Source organism: Streptomyces sp. NPDC043427, assembly GCF_056436655.1.
Window position 1 is genome coordinate 58,607 of sequence record NZ_JBWKCC010000030.1, and the last position, 14,935, is coordinate 73,541.

Sequence of the window (14,935 nt, forward strand, 5' to 3'; positions counted from 1 at the left end):
AGCAGGCCTCAGTATGCGCACGTCTACCCACTGACACGCGAACAGGCCGCACGCGTGTGCGTGCGGCCTGTTTCACTGCGACGAGCCGAGGGTGCTCAGTGACCGCCCTGGTCCTTGAACCGCTTGTAGGACCGCTCGATCTCGGCCTCGGCCTCGGTACGACCCACCCAGTCGGCGCCCTCGACCGACTTGCCGGGCTCCAGGTCCTTGTAGACCTCGAAGAAGTGCTGGATCTCCAGGCGGTCGAACTCGGACACGTGGTGGATGTCACGCAGGTGCTCCACACGCGGGTCCGTCGCCGGGACGCACAGCAGCTTGTCGTCGCCGCCGGCCTCGTCGGTCATCCGGAACATGCCGATCGCGCGGCATTTGATGAGGCAGCCGGGAAAGGTCGGCTCGTCCAGGATGACCAGCGCGTCGAGCGGGTCGCCGTCCTCGCCGAGGGTGTTCTCGACGAAGCCGTAGTCGGTCGGGTAGGCGGTCGAGGTGAAGAGGCGACGGTCCAGGCGGATCCGACCGGTCTCGTGGTCCACCTCGTACTTGTTCCGCGAACCCTTCGGGATCTCGATCGTGACGTCGAACTCCACCGGTGGCTCCTCCATGATCAGCACATAGTTCTGGTGGTTAAGTGTCCCTCACGCAGGTGTGTGATCGCGAAAGGGGCTGGTGGTAGTGCCAGAGCTGAGGCCTTGGCGGGCCGCGAGACCGCACGTGGTGCGGGTCGCGACCGCCGTACGACCGCGTCTCGCGCGAGCCGCCGCGGCCGCCGGGCCGCGGGTCGCGCGGCTCACGGGGGCCGCGAAACCGCAGCTCGCGCGGATCACGTGGCCGAAGACCGTCAGGACCTGGCAGTACTCCGCGGGTGCCGCCACGGCCGGACTGGCGCTGGCCGCCGGAGTGGTGACCGCGGCCGGTCCCTGGGACGCCTCGGGTCAGCGTACGGCCGAGCGGGACCGGGCCGCCGCCCTGGGACACACGGGTGGCGCAGATCACGGTCGCACCTCCGGTGGCTCCGAGGCCGCCGGAGCCCCGCAGCCCGCCCCCAGCGCGGGGTCCGTCCTCGCGGCCCTCGGCGGCTCCACGAGCGTCGCGAAGTCGGCACCGAACGAAAAGCCCCTCAGCGCCGTCCTGGGCCCCGTCCTCGACACCGGCTCCCTCGGCACCCGCCACACGGCCGCCGTCGTCGACGTGGCCACCGGCAGGCGCCTGTACGGGGCCGGCGCCGACGACGCCCTCACCCCCGCCTCGACGACGAAGATCGCCACGGCCGTCGCGGCCCTCTCCGCGATGGGCGCCGACCACCGCCTCACCACCCGCACGGCCCTGGAACCCGACACCGGGGAACTCGTCCTGGTCGGCGGCGGCGACCCCACGCTGACGGCCCGCGAGGACGCCGAGGGCTGGGCGAGCCTGCGCACCCTGGCGGACCGGACGGCAGCGGCCCTGAACAAGCGCGGCGTCCAGCAGGTCACTCTTTCCTACGACACCACCCTGTACGCCGGTTCCGAAGTCCACCCCATCGGGCTCGACCGCAACCTCGCCTCCGTCACCGCCCTGATGGCCGACGAGGCCCGCACGAACGACTCGACCAGCGGACCGGCGCCCCGCGCGACCGACCCGGCCGCGGAGGCCACGCGCACCTTCGCCGGGTTCCTCCAGGACCACGGCATCAAGACCACGTCCCCGGGCCCCTCGAAGGCGACCAACCGGGCGAAAACCCTGGCTACGGTCTCCTCACCCCCGCTCTCCACCATCGTCGAACGCATGCTGACCAACAGCGACAACGACATCGCCGAGGCCCTCGCCCGCCAGACCGCCGTCGCCACCGGAGAACGCGCCGACTTCGCCGGCGCCGGCAAGGCCATCAGTGCCCGGCTCAGGAAACTCGGCCTGCCGCTGTCCGGCACCGCTTTCAAGGACGGCAGCGGCCTCGACCGCGCCGACCGGCTCACCGCGAACCTCCTGACCTCACTCCTCGCGAAGGCCGCCGACCCCCACCACCCCGACCTCCGCACCGCCCTCACCGGCCTCCCCGTCGCCGGCTTCACCGGCACCCTGTCCACCCGCTACACGGAAGGCGCGGCAGGCGTCGTACGCGCCAAGACCGGCACCCTCACCGGCGTCAACGCCCTCGCGGGAACAGTCGTCACCCAGGACGGGCGCCTCCTGGCCTTCGCCTTCCTGGCCTCGAACACGACCAGCGCGACGGCGGCCCAGTCGTCCTTGGACAGCGCGGCAACGGCGTTGGCGGGGTGCGGCTGCCGGTAGTCCGTTTCTGCCGTGGGCAGTCGTTCCGCAGGGCGATGGGGGTCCCCCCGCTCGAGCGAGGCCGAGAGTGGGGGAGGGTGGGCACGGCCAACAACGCCGGGCGCCGACCCGACGAAGGCTCACCCTCGCCCACCTCCGAGCCCCCGCCCACCTCCGCGCCCTGCCCCCAGCGGCAGCGCTCACGTACGGTTGACGCATGACGAGCATCGGTGGTGCCGCATCTTCCGGGATGGTCGACTGGAATCTCGCGGTGGCGACCGCGACCCGGCTCGTGAGGCCGGGCCCCGAGGTGAGCCGCGACGAGGCCCGCGCCGTCGTCGCGGAACTGCGCCGCCACGCCAAGGCCTCCGAGCAACACGTCCGCGGATTCACTCGAATGGGCACCGAGGAGACCCACGACACCCCCGTCCTCGTCGTCGACCGCCCCGGCTGGGTCAAGGCGAACGTCGCCGGGTTCCGGGAGATCCTCCGCCCCCTGCTGGAGAAGATGCAGGAGCGGCGCGGCAACAGCCCGGGCGGCGCGGTCCTCGGCGCTGTCGGTGGCAAGGTCACCGGCGTCGAACTCGGCATGCTGCTGTCCTTCCTCTCCTCCCGCGTCCTCGGCCAGTACGAGACCTTCGCCCCACCCACGCGCGAGCTCCCGGCAGGCGAGGGCGGCGGCGGCCGACTGCTGCTCGTCGCGCCGAACGTCGTCCACGTGGAGCGCGAACTCGACGTGGACCCGCACGACTTCCGCCTGTGGGTGTGCCTGCACGAGGAGACGCACCGCACGCAGTTCACCGCGGTGCCCTGGCTGCGTGACCACCTGGAGGGTGAGATCCAGTCGTTCCTGGGGGAGACGGATGTCGACCCCATGACCGTCCTGGAGCGCATCCGGGAGGCCGCCCAGTCCCTCGCCGGGGGCCGCCCCGAGGCCGAGGAGGACGACGGCGGTCACTCGTTCGTGGAACTGGTGCAGACGCCCGCTCAGCGCGAGATCCTCGGCCGCCTCACCGCCGTGATGTCCCTGCTGGAGGGCCACGCCGACTTCGTGATGGACGGGGTCGGCCCCCAGGTCGTACCGACCGTCGCGGAGATCCGCGAGAAGTTCCAGCAGCGCCGCGCGAAGGGCGCCTCCCGCCTGGACCTCGCCCTGCGCAAGCTGCTGGGCCTGGACGCCAAACTCCGGCAGTACCGCGACGGCGAACGCTTCGTGCGGTCCGTCGTGGACCAGGTCGGCATGGACGGCTTCAACCGTGTGTGGACTTCTCCGAACACGCTCCCGACCAAGGCGGAGATCGCCAAACCTGCGGACTGGGTCGCACGGGTGCACCGCCGGGCCGAGTCGTGAAAAGGGGTGGAGAGGTCGTGAACCTCTTTCGGCCGACGGCAGGCGAACGCCCCTGCAATCACCCGTCCGAGGGACCGTGAGCCCCGCGTAGGCGTGCAATGCTCGGGGAACCGCCCGTTTCTGTCACCATCTACACACTCTGAGTGACCGAACCTCGGGCTCACCCCCCGAAAACTTCATGAAGGGAACCGGACATGGGTCCCCATCCTGCGGTCGCGGCGATACGCCTGGCGGTCCGCCGCGTCCTCCACGACCTCCTCACCGAGCACACCCACGAAGCGACCCCCCACGAGCGCCCCCCGTCGCCGCTCGTGCTCGTGGCCTGCTCCGGCGGTGCCGACTCCATGGCGCTCGCCTCCGCCCTCGCCTTCGAGGCCCCCCGACTCGGCATCCGCGCGGGCGGCGTCACCATCGACCACGGCCTCCAGGCCGGCTCCGACCTGCGCGCCGAGGAAGTCGTCCTGCGCCTGCGTGAACTCGGCCTCGACCCGGTCGAGTCCGCCGCCGTGACCGTCGGCCGCGAAGGCGGCCCCGAGGCCGCCGCCCGGGACGCCCGCTACGCCGCCCTCGACGCCGCCGCCGAACGCCACGGCGCCGCCGCGATCCTGCTCGGCCACACCCGCGACGACCAGGCCGAGACCGTCCTGCTCGGACTCGCCCGCGGCTCCGGCATCCGCTCCTTGTCCGGCATGGCCGCGGTCTCGGGGGCCGGCGGCCGCTACCGGCGTCCCTTCCTCCAGCTCGACCGGCAGACCGCCCGCAAGGCCTGCATGGTCCAGTCCCTGCCCGTCTGGGACGACCCCCACAACGCCGACCCGGCCTACACCCGGTCCCGGCTGCGCCACGAGGGACTGCCCGCCCTGGAGAAGGCGCTCGGCAAGGGCGTCGTCGAGGCCCTCGCCCGTACGGCCCAGCTCTCCCGCGACGACGCCGACGCCCTCGACTCCTGGGCCCGCCAGGCCGAGGCCTCCGTACGGGACACAGCCGGCCTCCTGGAGTGCGCCAAGCTGTACGCCCTGCCGCCCGCCGTGCGCCGCCGCATCCTGCGCAGCGCCGCCATCGAGGCAGGCGCGCCGGCCGGATCGCTGTTCGCCCGGCACATCGAGGAAGTCGACCGGCTGATCACCGGCTGGCGCGGTCAGGGAGCCATCAATCTCCCCGGCAAAGTCGTCGCACGGCGGCAGGGTGGCAGACTGGTGATCCGGCAAGGCTGAAACCGGACCTCCCACCGGCCCGCAGACGCGGACCGCGGAGCCCGGGCGGCCGGTGGGACGACCGAAAGTGATGCGGGTGGACGCGAAAGACATGGGTGCCGACCTCAAGCAGGTGCTCATCACCAAGGAAGAGATCGACGCGAAGCTGGCGGAGCTGGCCGCGAAGATCGACGCGGAGTACGCGGGCAAGGACCTGCTGATCGTCGGCGTCCTCAAGGGCGCGGTGATGGTCATGGCGGACCTCGCCCGGGCGCTGTCCACCCGGCTCACCATGGACTGGATGGCCGTGTCCTCCTACGGCGCGGGCACCCAGTCCTCCGGCGTCGTGCGGATCCTCAAGGACCTCGACACCGACATCAAGGGCAAGCACGTCCTCATCGTCGAGGACATCATCGACTCGGGCCTCACCCTGTCGTGGCTGCTCTCCAACCTCGGCTCCCGCGAGCCCGCCTCCCTCAAGGTGTGCACGCTGCTGCGCAAGCCCGACGCCGCCAAGGTCGCCATCGACGTCGAATGGGTCGGCTTCGACATCCCGAACGAGTTCGTCGTCGGCTACGGTCTGGACTACGCGGAGAAGTACCGCAATCTCCCGTTCGTGGGTACGCTCGCGCCCCACGTCTACGGCGGCTGAGGCCAACTCCGTAAGACGATCGGGAACCCCAGCGGGTTTCGCGCCGTTGGAGCATGCAGAGACGGGAACGCCAGCAGTCCTGTGCGGCTTCGGGCGGCAATGCTGGGGTACCGTCAGAAGAACTGTCTTATCAAACTCACTATGGCAGGAGGGACGGGGCGGCACCGCTCCGTATGGATGGACGTGAAGCGATACTTCCGTGGGCCGGTCATGTGGATCGTGCTGGCCGTCCTTGCCGTGGTCGTGTTGATGCAGGTCGTCGGCTCGTCCGGCGGCTACAAGACGGTGGACACTGGCCAGGTCGTCCAGGCGATCAATGACAACAAGGTCGAGTCGGCCAAGCTGACCACAGGCGACGAGCAGATCATCAAGATCCAGCTCAAGGACGGCGAAAAGGTCAAGGGCAGCTCGAAGGTCCAGGCGAGCTACATCGGCGACCAGGGCGTGACCATCGCCAACACGCTGCAGACCAAGTACCAGGACAAGCAGATCCCGGACGGCTACACCGTTTCGCCGTCCAAGCAGAACCCGTTCGTGGGGATCCTGCTCTCCCTGCTCCCCTTCGTTCTCATCGTCGTCGTGTTCCTGTTCCTGATGAATCAGATGCAGGGCGGCGGCTCCCGGGTCATGAACTTCGGCAAGTCCAAGGCGAAGCTCATCACCAAGGACACCCCGAAGACGACGTTCTCGGACGTCGCGGGCTGTGACGAGGCCGTCGAGGAGCTCCAGGAGATCAAGGAGTTCCTCCAGGAGCCGGCGAAGTTCCAGGCCGTCGGCGCCAAGATCCCCAAGGGCGTACTCCTGTACGGCCGCCCCGGTACCGGCAAGACGCTGCTCGCGCGTGCCGTCGCCGGCGAGGCCGGAGTGCCCTTCTACTCGATCTCCGGTTCCGACTTCGTCGAGATGTTCGTCGGTGTCGGTGCCTCCCGGGTCCGTGACCTGTTCGAGCAGGCCAAGGCGAACGCCCCGGCGATCGTCTTCGTCGACGAGATCGACGCGGTCGGCCGCCATCGCGGCGCCGGCCTCGGTGGCGGTCACGACGAGCGGGAGCAGACGCTGAACCAGCTGCTCGTCGAGATGGACGGCTTCGACGTCAAGGGCGGTGTGATTCTCATCGCCGCGACGAACCGCCCGGACATCCTCGACCCGGCGCTGCTGCGCCCCGGCCGCTTCGACCGCCAGATCGCGGTCGACCCGCCGGACCTGCAGGGCCGTCTGGAGATCCTCAAGGTCCACCAGAAGGGCAAGCCGGTCGCGCCCGACGTCGACCTCACGGCGGTCGCCCGACGTACTCCGGGCTTCACCGGTGCCGACCTGAGCAACGTCCTCAACGAGGCCGCGCTGCTCACGGCCCGCAGCGACAAGAAGCTCATCGACAACCACATGCTCGATGAGGCGATCGACCGCGTGGTCGCCGGTCCGCAGAAGCGGACCCGGATCATGTCGGACAAGGAAAAGAAGATCACCGCGTACCACGAGGGCGGTCACGCCCTGGTCGCGGCGGCCTCTCCCAACTCCGACCCGGTCCACAAGATCACGATCCTGTCGAGAGGCCGCGCCCTCGGCTACACGATGGTCCTCCCCGACGAGGACAAGTACTCCACCACCCGCAACGAGATGCTGGACCAGCTGGCCTACATGCTGGGCGGCCGAGCGGCGGAGGAACTCGTTTTCCACGACCCCACCACGGGCGCGGCGAACGACATCGAGAAGGCCACGGCCACGGCCCGCGCGATGGTCACGCAGTACGGCATGACCGAGCGTCTGGGTGCGATCAAGTTCGGCGGTGACAACACCGAGCCCTTCCTCGGACGTGAGATGGCTCACCAGCGCGACTACTCGGAAGAGGTCGCCGCGCTGGTCGACGAAGAGGTCAAGAAGCTCATCGAGAACGCGCACAACGAGGCCTGGGAGATCCTGGTCGAGAACCGCGACGTCCTCGACAACCTCGTCCTGGCGCTGCTCGAGAAGGAGACGCTCGGCAAGGAGGAGATCGCCGAGATCTTCTCCCAGATCGTCAAGCGCCCGGCCCGGCCCGCCTGGACCGGCTCCTCGCGCCGCACGCCGTCCACCCGCCCGCCGGTGCTCTCCCCGAAGGAGCTCGCGCTGACGAACGGGGCCAACGGTGCGAGCCCGGCCATCAGCACGGCCAAGTCCACGGCCACGGAGTCGGCCCCGGTGACGGAGCCGACCCCGGAGGAGCGCCCCGAGAGCTGACGCTCGGCCCGGAATGAATGCCGCGCCCCCCAGGTTCTAGCCTGGGGGGCGCGGCATTTCCGTGGAGCCGCAGATGAAGCGCGTGGCCCACACGCGCGACCGCACAGGAACGAGGCACCAATGACCGACCCCGTGACGCTGGACGGCGAGGGAACGATCGGCGAGTTCGACGAGAAGCGCGCCGAGAACGCCATCCGCGAACTTCTGATCGCGGTCGGCGAGGACCCGGACCGCGAGGGCCTCAGGGAGACACCGGCACGGGTGGCGCGGGCGTATCGGGAACTCCTGGCGGGGCTGAAGCAGGATCCCGAGGATGTGCTGACGACCACGTTCGATCTCGGGCATGACGAGATGGTCCTGGTCAAGGACATTGAAATCGTATCTTTGTGCGAGCATCACTTGCTGCCGTTCCATGGTGTGGCGCATGTCGGGTACATTCCGGCGGACAGCGGCAAGATCACAGGGCTGTCGAAGCTCGCCCGGCTGGTTGAGGTGTTCGCCCGTCGTCTGCAGGTGCAGGAACGCCTCACCACGCAGATCGCTGACTCGCTCATGCGGATCCTCGAGGCCCGGGGCGTGATCGTCGTCATCGAAGCCGAGCACATGTGCATGTCCGTGCGGGGGATCCGCAAGCCCGGCGCCAAGACCACGACCTCAGTAGTGCGTGGTCAGCTTCGGGATGCCACGACCCGCGCGGAGGCGATGAGTCTGATACTGGCTCGCTGAGCCGAATGTCAGTGGTGCCCGATACCGTCCTTGATCGGTGGAGTTGTCGCCGACCAAGGGGGCGCCGCGTCGGATCGGATGCCGGGTACACCTGATGACTGGGTCGGAAGAACTGGCCTGCGCGTCGGCTTCCTGGTCAACGGACACCTTGCCCGTCAGCCCTGGTGGACGTCAGGCCGCGGACGCCGCCCCCGGGTCGTGGTCGTCGTCCTCCGGGAGCCTGCAGACGCGTTCCAGGAAGATGCCGGCTGCTATGACTCCGATGCCGGCGACGACGGAGAAGCCGGCGTAGATGGCCTGGTCGCGGCGGGCGGGGATGTCGAGGGATTCGAGGAGGAAGACGCCGGTGCCGCCGTACATGCCGGCGACGAGGGCGGCGACCAGGGCGCTGGCCTGGCCGAAGACGACCGCGCGGGCCGCCATGAGGGGGTCGACGCCCTTCGCCTCGGGGCGGCGTTCGCGTTGGGCCTTGAGGCGGGTGCGCAGGGAGAGGGCCGTGGCCAGCAGGACCACGGCGATCACGGCGAGGACGATCGGGGCGGCCAGGGGGACGCTGGGAAGGGTCCCGATCGAGTTCCAGAGGCGGGCGCCCGCCCAGGACAGGATTCCGGCGACGACGAACACGCCGACCAGCACCCGGATGCGCAGCTCTCTCACGGTGTCCCTTCAAGTTCCGCCGGGTCCCCCGGACGGTTGCCCTAGACCTTAACGACTACTCGGGCAGCCGGAGTTCCAGGTCCTTGCGCGGCGCCACACCGTCCCGGGTGACGGTGTCGAGGAGGTCGGCGACCGGGCCGCGGCCGGGCAGCTGGGCGCCGGGATCCACGTCGTGCCAGGGGGCGAGGACGAAGGCGCGTTCGTGGGCGCGCGGGTGGGGGAGCGTGAGCTGCGGGTCGTCGGAGACCACGTCGGCGTAGGCGACGATGTCCACGTCGAGGGTGCGGGCTCCCCAACGCTCCTCGCGGACCCGGTGGAAGGCCTCCTCGACGGCGTGCGCCCGCTCCAGGAGGGAGGACGGGGGCAGGGTGGTCTTCAGGACGATCACCGCGTTGAAGTACGACGGCTGGCTGCCGGGCTCGACGCCCCACGGCTCCGTCTCGTACACGGGGGAGACGAACTTGATGCGTACGCCCGGGGTGTCCTCGAGGGCGTCGACGGCCCCCTGGAGGGTCTCCAGACGGTTGCCGAGGTTCGAGCCGAGGGAGATCACGGCCTGTTTCGGGTTGTGGAGGGTCGTGTCGGCGGCGTCCACCTGCTGTACGACGGAGGCGGGTACCGGCTGTACGGTCGGGTCGCTGTGACCTTCGGTGAAGGACGCGGTCATGCTCGGCTCCGGGTGATGGTGACGGTCACGTCGTCGAAGGGGACGGTGATGGGCGCGTCCGGTTTGTGGACGCAGACCTCGATCTCCTGGACCCCCTCGTGCTTCAGACAGACCTGGGCGATGCGCTCGGCGAGCGTCTCGATGAGGTTGACGGGCTCGCCCTCCACGACGGCCACGACCTCCTCCGCCACGATGCCGTAGTGCACGGTCTTCGCCAGGTCGTCGTCGGCCGCGGCCGGACGGGTGTCCAGGCCGAGGACGAGGTCCACGATGAAGGTCTGGCCCTCCTTGCGCTCCTTGGGGAACACACCGTGGTGCCCGCGGGCCTTGAGGCCGCGCAGCGCGACACGATCCACGCGAATCACTCCTGCAATCGTCGGTGACGGCCGGTCCGTACCGTGTGCGGGCGGCACCCCGGCCACGAACGAATCTACCTGCGGACCCTGGCAGGGCCCGGCCGCGGGGGGCGCGGGTCCGCGGCCCGCAGCCGAGGGTTCATCGGGTGTTTTCCCTGGAGAACCCGGCGGCTCACGGGTTGGTAGCCGCTTCTACCCCAGGCCCCGTGATTCCAACCACTTCCCGGGCGGCCCCGTGGAGCACCTACCCCGTCAGGCGGGGGTGTCGTCGTCCTCGGACTCGTCGTTTTCGGCCAGAACCGGGGAGGCGTGGTGCGACCACATCTTCCAGCCGTCCGGTGTCCGACGGAACACGTTCGTGGCGACCACCAGCTGGCCCACGAGCGGGCCGAGCTCCTCGCCGCCCTCGGGCGGCGGGCCGCCGCTGAGGATGTTCTCGGTGCAGGTCACGAGGGCGGTGTCGCCGGTCACGGAGACGTGCACGTCGGTGAGGAAGAACTGGATGTAGTCGGTGCTCGCCATGATCAGCGCGTACGACCTGAGGACCTCGCCACGGCCGGTGAGCACGGGCCAGCCGGGGTGCACGCAGGAGACCACACCGACGTCCGCCGGGTCGTGGTACTCCTCGTCGACGCCCAGGTCGGCGGGGGTGAGCCAGAGGGAGGACAGCTCTTCGAAGTCGCCCCGCTCCAGTGCCTCGTAGAAGGCGGTGTTGGCGGCCTCCACCTGCTCGACATCGGTGTGAGGGGCGCTCACCGGGCTTCTTCCCTCAGGCGCGCTCCTTCCACCGCGCGTGCCACGCGCACCGCGTCCGCCGTCGCGCGGACCTCGTGCACGCGCACTGCCCAGGCGCCGGCGTGTGCGGCGAGCGCGGAGACGGCGGCCGTGGCGGCGTCGCGCTCGCGCGCGGGCGGCGGCGCGCCCTCGGGGCCGGCGAGGACGCGGCCGAGGAACCGCTTGCGGGACGCGGCCACCAGCAGGGGGTGGCCCAGGGCGCGCAGCCGGTCGAGGTGGGCGAGGAGGACCAGGTCGTGCTCGGCCTCCTTGGAGAAGCCGAGGCCGGGGTCGACGACGATCCGGTCGGGGGAGACGCCGCCGTCCAGAAGAGCGTCCACGCGTGCGTGCAGTTCGTCGACGACTTCGGCCACGACGTCGTCGTACACGCCCTTGACGTTGCCGCCCTGCAGGAAGCCGCGCCAGTGCATGACGACGAAGGGGGCGCCCGTCTGTGCGACGACCGGGATCATCGCGGCGTCGGCGAGGCCGCCGCTGACGTCGTTGACGAGGGCGGCGCCGGCGGCGAGGGCCTGTTCGGCGACGGAGGCGCGCATCGTGTCGACGGAGACGACGACGCCCTCGGAGGCCAGACCGCGGACCACGGGCACGACGCGTCGCAGTTCCTCGTCCTCGTCGACACGGGTGGCGCCGGGGCGGGTGGACTCGCCACCGACGTCGACGAGGTCGGCGCCCTCGGCGAGGAGTTCGAGGCCGTGCTTGACGGCGGCCGTCGTGTCGAACCAGCGGCCGCCGTCGGAGAAGGAATCGGGGGTGACGTTCACGACTCCCATGACCGCGCAGCGGTCCCACTCCGGAAGCCCCGCGACGCGCCCGCGTCCGCTCTGCTTGCTCATACGTTCAGCGTAGGCCCAGCAAGGGGCCGCGACGTCGTCGCGGCCCGCACCGGCTGGGTGCGCCTCATGCCGCGCGGACGTCTCTTTCCGCCAGGCCGTGGGCACACGCGCGTGGAGCGGCCTTACGGCGGCGCAGGAAGCGCGGCATGGGGAGGGCGAGGTTGACGAAGCCTTCGGCCTGCATGGCGGCGAAGCCGATGCGGGGCAGGTCGCCGGAGTTGCGGTAGACGACGAAGCGGGGTTCCCAGCGGGGCTGGAACTTGGCGTTGAACTTGTACAGCGACTCGATCTGGAACCAGCGGGAGAGGAAGACGAGCAGTCCGCGCCAGGCGCGCAGGACCGGTCCCGCGCCGATCTTCTCGCCGCGCGCCAGCGCCGAGCGGAACATGGCGAAGTTGAGGGACACGCGGGTGATGCCGAACTTGGGGGCGGCCTGGAGGGCGGCGACGATGAGGAGTTCGTTCATGCCGGGGTCAGCCAAGCGGTCGCGGCGCATGAGGTCCAGGGAGGCGCCGTCGGTGCCCCAGGGCACGAAGTGCAGGATCGCCTTGAGGTCGCCGTAGGGGCCGGGCGTCTCGTCGGCCTTGTGGGCGGTGGCGATCAGGCAGTCGCCGTCGGCGGCGTCGCCGATGCGGCCCAGGGCCATGGAGAAGCCGCGTTCGGTGTCGGTGCCGCGCCAGTCCTCGGCGGCCTGGCGGAGGCGTTCGAGTTCGGTGTCGCCGAGGTCACGGACACGTCGGACCCGGGTCTCGTAACCGGCGCGCTCGATGCGCTTGACCATCTGGCGCACGTTGCGCATCGCGCGGCCGGCGAGTGAGAAATCCGCGACGTCCACCACCGCCTCGTCGCCCAGTTCGAGGGCGTCGAGGCCGGTCTCGCGGGTCCAGACCTCGCCGCCGGTCTCGGAGCAGCCCATGACGGCGGGGGTCCAGGAGTGGGCCTTGGCTTCGTCCATGAAGCGTTCGATGGCGCCGGGCCAGGCCTCGACGTCGCCGATGGGGTCGCCGCTGGCGAGCATCACGCCGGAGACGACGCGGTAGGTGACGGCTGCTTTGCCGCTGGGGGAGAAGACGACGGCCTTGTCGCGGCGCAGCGCGAAGTGGCCGAGGGAGTCACGGCCGCCGTGCTTGTCGAGCAGGGCGCGCAGGCGGGTCTCGTCCTCCTCGGTGAGACGGGCGGCGGGGTGCTCGGGGCGGAAGGCCAGGTAGATCGTGGTGACCGCGGTGAGCAGACCGAGCGCGCCGAGGGAGAAGGCGACGGTCCACGAGGTGCTGCCCTCGTAGTCGACCGGGCCCTCGAAGCCGAAGAGGCCGTACAGGACGTGCGTGATGCGATCGGCCAGGCTCGGGTCGCCGAGCATGCGCTCGGAGTGGACGCTGACGATGACGAGACCCAGTGCGAGGGAACCGGCGCCCATGAGGACGAAGTTGGCGAGCGCGCGCCATCGGCTGCGCGGATCGGGCAGAGCCGTGAACTGGTCACGGTGCCGCAGCAGCGGTGCCAGGAGTGCCAGCGAGATGATCACGCCCACGAGCGAGTGCCGGTACGTGAACTGGGCCACCGCGCCCGCCGGCAGCAGGGCGACCGCGGCGCGCCACGCCCGGCGCTTGCCGCGCTTGAGGCCGTGCGCGAGCAGCAGGAGCAGGACACCGGCGCTCAGCGAGAGGGCGGCCGCGAAGGGGCCCATCGCGCCGGGCAGCACCTCGGCGAGCGTGTGCATACGGCTGTGCCGGAACCGCGGGAAGACGCCCGCGGCGGTGTCCAGCAGACCCACGAGGGCACAGGCTCTGCCGACGAGGACGGGAACGGACTCGGGGCGCGGCCCCCGGAACACGTGTCGCAGCCGACTTGATCGGTTCGGAACCCCGCTCGACATTTCCCCATCTTCCGTGACAGACATCGCATCCCGTAGTTCAGCGAGAGACCTTGGATCCGGACCCGTTTCGGGCATCCGGCGACATTGCGCCCTCTAGGACGGTGTCTCGGGGAGAGAGGTTCACTCTCTTCGTCAAAGTCGCTTCAAAGGCGAAGGAAAGCCCGGAACAAGTCCTTGCGAAGGAGTGCTGGTCCGGGCGGAAAGGTGCGGGCAGCACCCCATGGGTCTCACGAGCAAGAAAGTGCTGGTGCTGGCGATTCTGGTCGCCGTGCTGCTGTTCGTCGGCACGGTGTGGTTGTGGCCTCGGCTGGCACGGCGGAACTGGCGGGCCGTCAGTGGGCGCGTAGGTCTCCTGCTCGCCATCCAGTTGGCGCTCTTCGCGTCGGTGGGGCTCGCCGCCAACCAGGCCTTCGGGTTCTACGCCAGCTGGGCGGATCTGTTCGGGCAGGAGACCGACCAGGGCGTGGTGGTCGACCACGCGACGGGCGGGCGCCCGGGCGGGCCTCTCCAGGTCCTGGACGCCCGGCGCGTCGAGGGAGTGAAGGGTGTGCGGCCGCACACCGGAGGGCAGGTCCAGGAGGTCGACATCGCCGGCCGGACCTCGCGCATAGCCACGCGCGCGTTCGTGTATCTGCCGCCGGAGTACTTCCAGCCGCAGTACCGCACGCGCACGTTCCCGGCCGCAGTCGTCCTGACCGGCTATCCGGGGACGGCAAAGGCGCTCGTGGAAAAGCTGCACTTCCCGCGCACGGCCCAGCGGCTCGCGAAGGACGGCCGTATGCAGCCGATGATCCTGGTGATGCTGCGGCCGACGGTGGCGCCGCCGCGGGACACCGAGTGCGTGGACATTCCCGGTGGACCGCAGACGGAGACGTTCTTCGCGAAGGATCTGCCCGAGGCCGTGACGGCCCACTACAGAGTGGGCAGAAAACCCGGCAGCTGGGGCATCATCGGAGATTCCACGGGCGGTTACTGCGCGCTGAAGATGGCCATGCACCACCCCAAGGTGTTCGCGGCGGGCGCGGGTCTGTCCCCGTACTACAAGGCACCGATCGACGCGACGACGGGCGACCTCTTCCAGGGCGACAAGGGACTGCGCAACCGCGCCAACCTGTGGTGGTACCTCAAGCACATGCCCGCGCCGGACACTTCACTGCTCGTCACCAGCAGCAAGGTCGGAGAATCCAACTACAAGGACACGCTGCGGTTCATAGACGGTGTGAAGGCCAAGGGGCTGACCCGGATCTCGTCGATCATCCTCGACAGTGGCGGCCACAACTTCAACACCTGGCGGCGGGAGATACCGGCGACGCTGCAGTGGATCAGCGGGCGGCTCGACGGTCACTGAAAATCGATCTTGAA

14 protein-coding genes are annotated in these 14,935 nt (G+C 70.0%); 7 read left to right on the forward strand and 7 right to left on the reverse strand.

Features of this window, described 5'->3' with window-relative positions:
- Positions 1-95: 95 nt before the first annotated feature.
- Positions 96-587, reverse strand: a complete 492-nt coding sequence (locus AC067M_RS35195; RefSeq protein ID WP_031487466.1) for an inorganic diphosphatase — start codon at positions 585-587, stop codon at positions 96-98.
- 79 nt (positions 588-666) lie between these two features.
- On the opposite strand from AC067M_RS35195, the gene dacB reads away from it, so the two are divergent.
- From dacB to folE, 6 genes are all read left to right on the forward strand, one after another.
- A complete protein-coding gene (dacB, locus tag AC067M_RS35200) occupies positions 667-2,268 on the forward strand; it encodes a D-alanyl-D-alanine carboxypeptidase/D-alanyl-D-alanine endopeptidase (protein ID WP_478701101.1) in 1,602 nt (533 codons plus the stop codon).
- Positions 2,269-2,464: 196 nt separating this feature from the next.
- Positions 2,465-3,598, forward strand: a complete 1,134-nt coding sequence (locus AC067M_RS35205; RefSeq protein ID WP_478701102.1) for a zinc-dependent metalloprotease — start codon at positions 2,465-2,467, stop codon at positions 3,596-3,598.
- Positions 3,599-3,792: 194 nt separating this feature from the next.
- Positions 3,793-4,812, forward strand: a complete 1,020-nt coding sequence (gene tilS, locus AC067M_RS35210; RefSeq protein ID WP_478701103.1) for a tRNA lysidine(34) synthetase TilS — start codon at positions 3,793-3,795, stop codon at positions 4,810-4,812.
- A 70-nt stretch (positions 4,813-4,882) separates the two neighbouring features.
- Positions 4,883-5,443 (forward strand): hypoxanthine phosphoribosyltransferase, encoded by a 561-nt coding sequence (gene hpt / locus AC067M_RS35215; RefSeq protein ID WP_478701163.1) that lies wholly within the window; start codon positions 4,883-4,885, stop codon positions 5,441-5,443.
- 177 nt (positions 5,444-5,620) lie between these two features.
- On the forward strand, positions 5,621-7,660 hold the full coding sequence (gene ftsH, locus AC067M_RS35220) for an ATP-dependent zinc metalloprotease FtsH (RefSeq protein WP_478701164.1): 2,040 nt from the start codon (positions 5,621-5,623) through the stop codon (positions 7,658-7,660).
- A gap of 120 nt (positions 7,661-7,780) precedes the next feature.
- Complete coding sequence (gene folE / locus AC067M_RS35225) at positions 7,781-8,386, forward strand: GTP cyclohydrolase I FolE (RefSeq protein ID WP_478701104.1); 606 nt, start codon at positions 7,781-7,783, stop codon at positions 8,384-8,386.
- Positions 8,387-8,557: 171 nt separating this feature from the next.
- Here folE and AC067M_RS35230 read toward each other — a convergent pair whose 3' ends face one another.
- The 6 genes from AC067M_RS35230 to AC067M_RS35255 all read right to left on the reverse strand — a co-directional run bounded on the left by AC067M_RS35230 (position 8,558) and on the right by AC067M_RS35255 (position 13,573).
- Positions 8,558-9,043: a DUF3180 domain-containing protein gene (locus AC067M_RS35230; protein WP_478701105.1), complete on the reverse strand. Its 486-nt coding sequence runs from the start codon at positions 9,041-9,043 to the stop codon at positions 8,558-8,560.
- A gap of 55 nt (positions 9,044-9,098) precedes the next feature.
- Positions 9,099-9,710, reverse strand: coding sequence for a 2-amino-4-hydroxy-6-hydroxymethyldihydropteridine diphosphokinase (gene folK, locus AC067M_RS35235; protein WP_478701106.1), 612 nt, complete (start codon positions 9,708-9,710; stop codon positions 9,099-9,101).
- A complete protein-coding gene (gene folB, locus AC067M_RS35240; RefSeq protein ID WP_478701107.1) occupies positions 9,707-10,066 on the reverse strand; it encodes a dihydroneopterin aldolase in 360 nt (119 codons plus the stop codon). The genes folK and folB overlap by 4 nt, the downstream gene beginning before the upstream one ends.
- Positions 10,067-10,318: 252 nt before the next feature.
- Entirely contained in the window at positions 10,319-10,822 is a 504-nt protein-coding gene (locus tag AC067M_RS35245) for a nuclear transport factor 2 family protein (protein ID WP_478701108.1), read from the reverse strand.
- Positions 10,819-11,697 (reverse strand): dihydropteroate synthase, encoded by an 879-nt coding sequence (gene folP, locus AC067M_RS35250; protein WP_478701109.1) that lies wholly within the window; start codon positions 11,695-11,697, stop codon positions 10,819-10,821. Before folP ends, AC067M_RS35245 begins: the two co-directional genes overlap by 4 nt.
- Positions 11,698-11,761: 64 nt before the next feature.
- The gene (locus AC067M_RS35255) at positions 11,762-13,573 is read right to left on the reverse strand and encodes a phosphatidylglycerol lysyltransferase domain-containing protein (RefSeq protein ID WP_478701110.1); all 1,812 of its coding nucleotides are present in this window, start codon (positions 13,571-13,573) and stop codon (positions 11,762-11,764) included.
- Between the two features lie 220 nt (positions 13,574-13,793).
- On the opposite strand from AC067M_RS35255, the gene AC067M_RS35260 reads away from it, so the two are divergent.
- Positions 13,794-14,921 (forward strand): alpha/beta hydrolase, encoded by a 1,128-nt coding sequence (locus AC067M_RS35260; RefSeq protein WP_478701111.1) that lies wholly within the window; start codon positions 13,794-13,796, stop codon positions 14,919-14,921.
- Positions 14,922-14,935 lie beyond the last annotated feature (14 nt).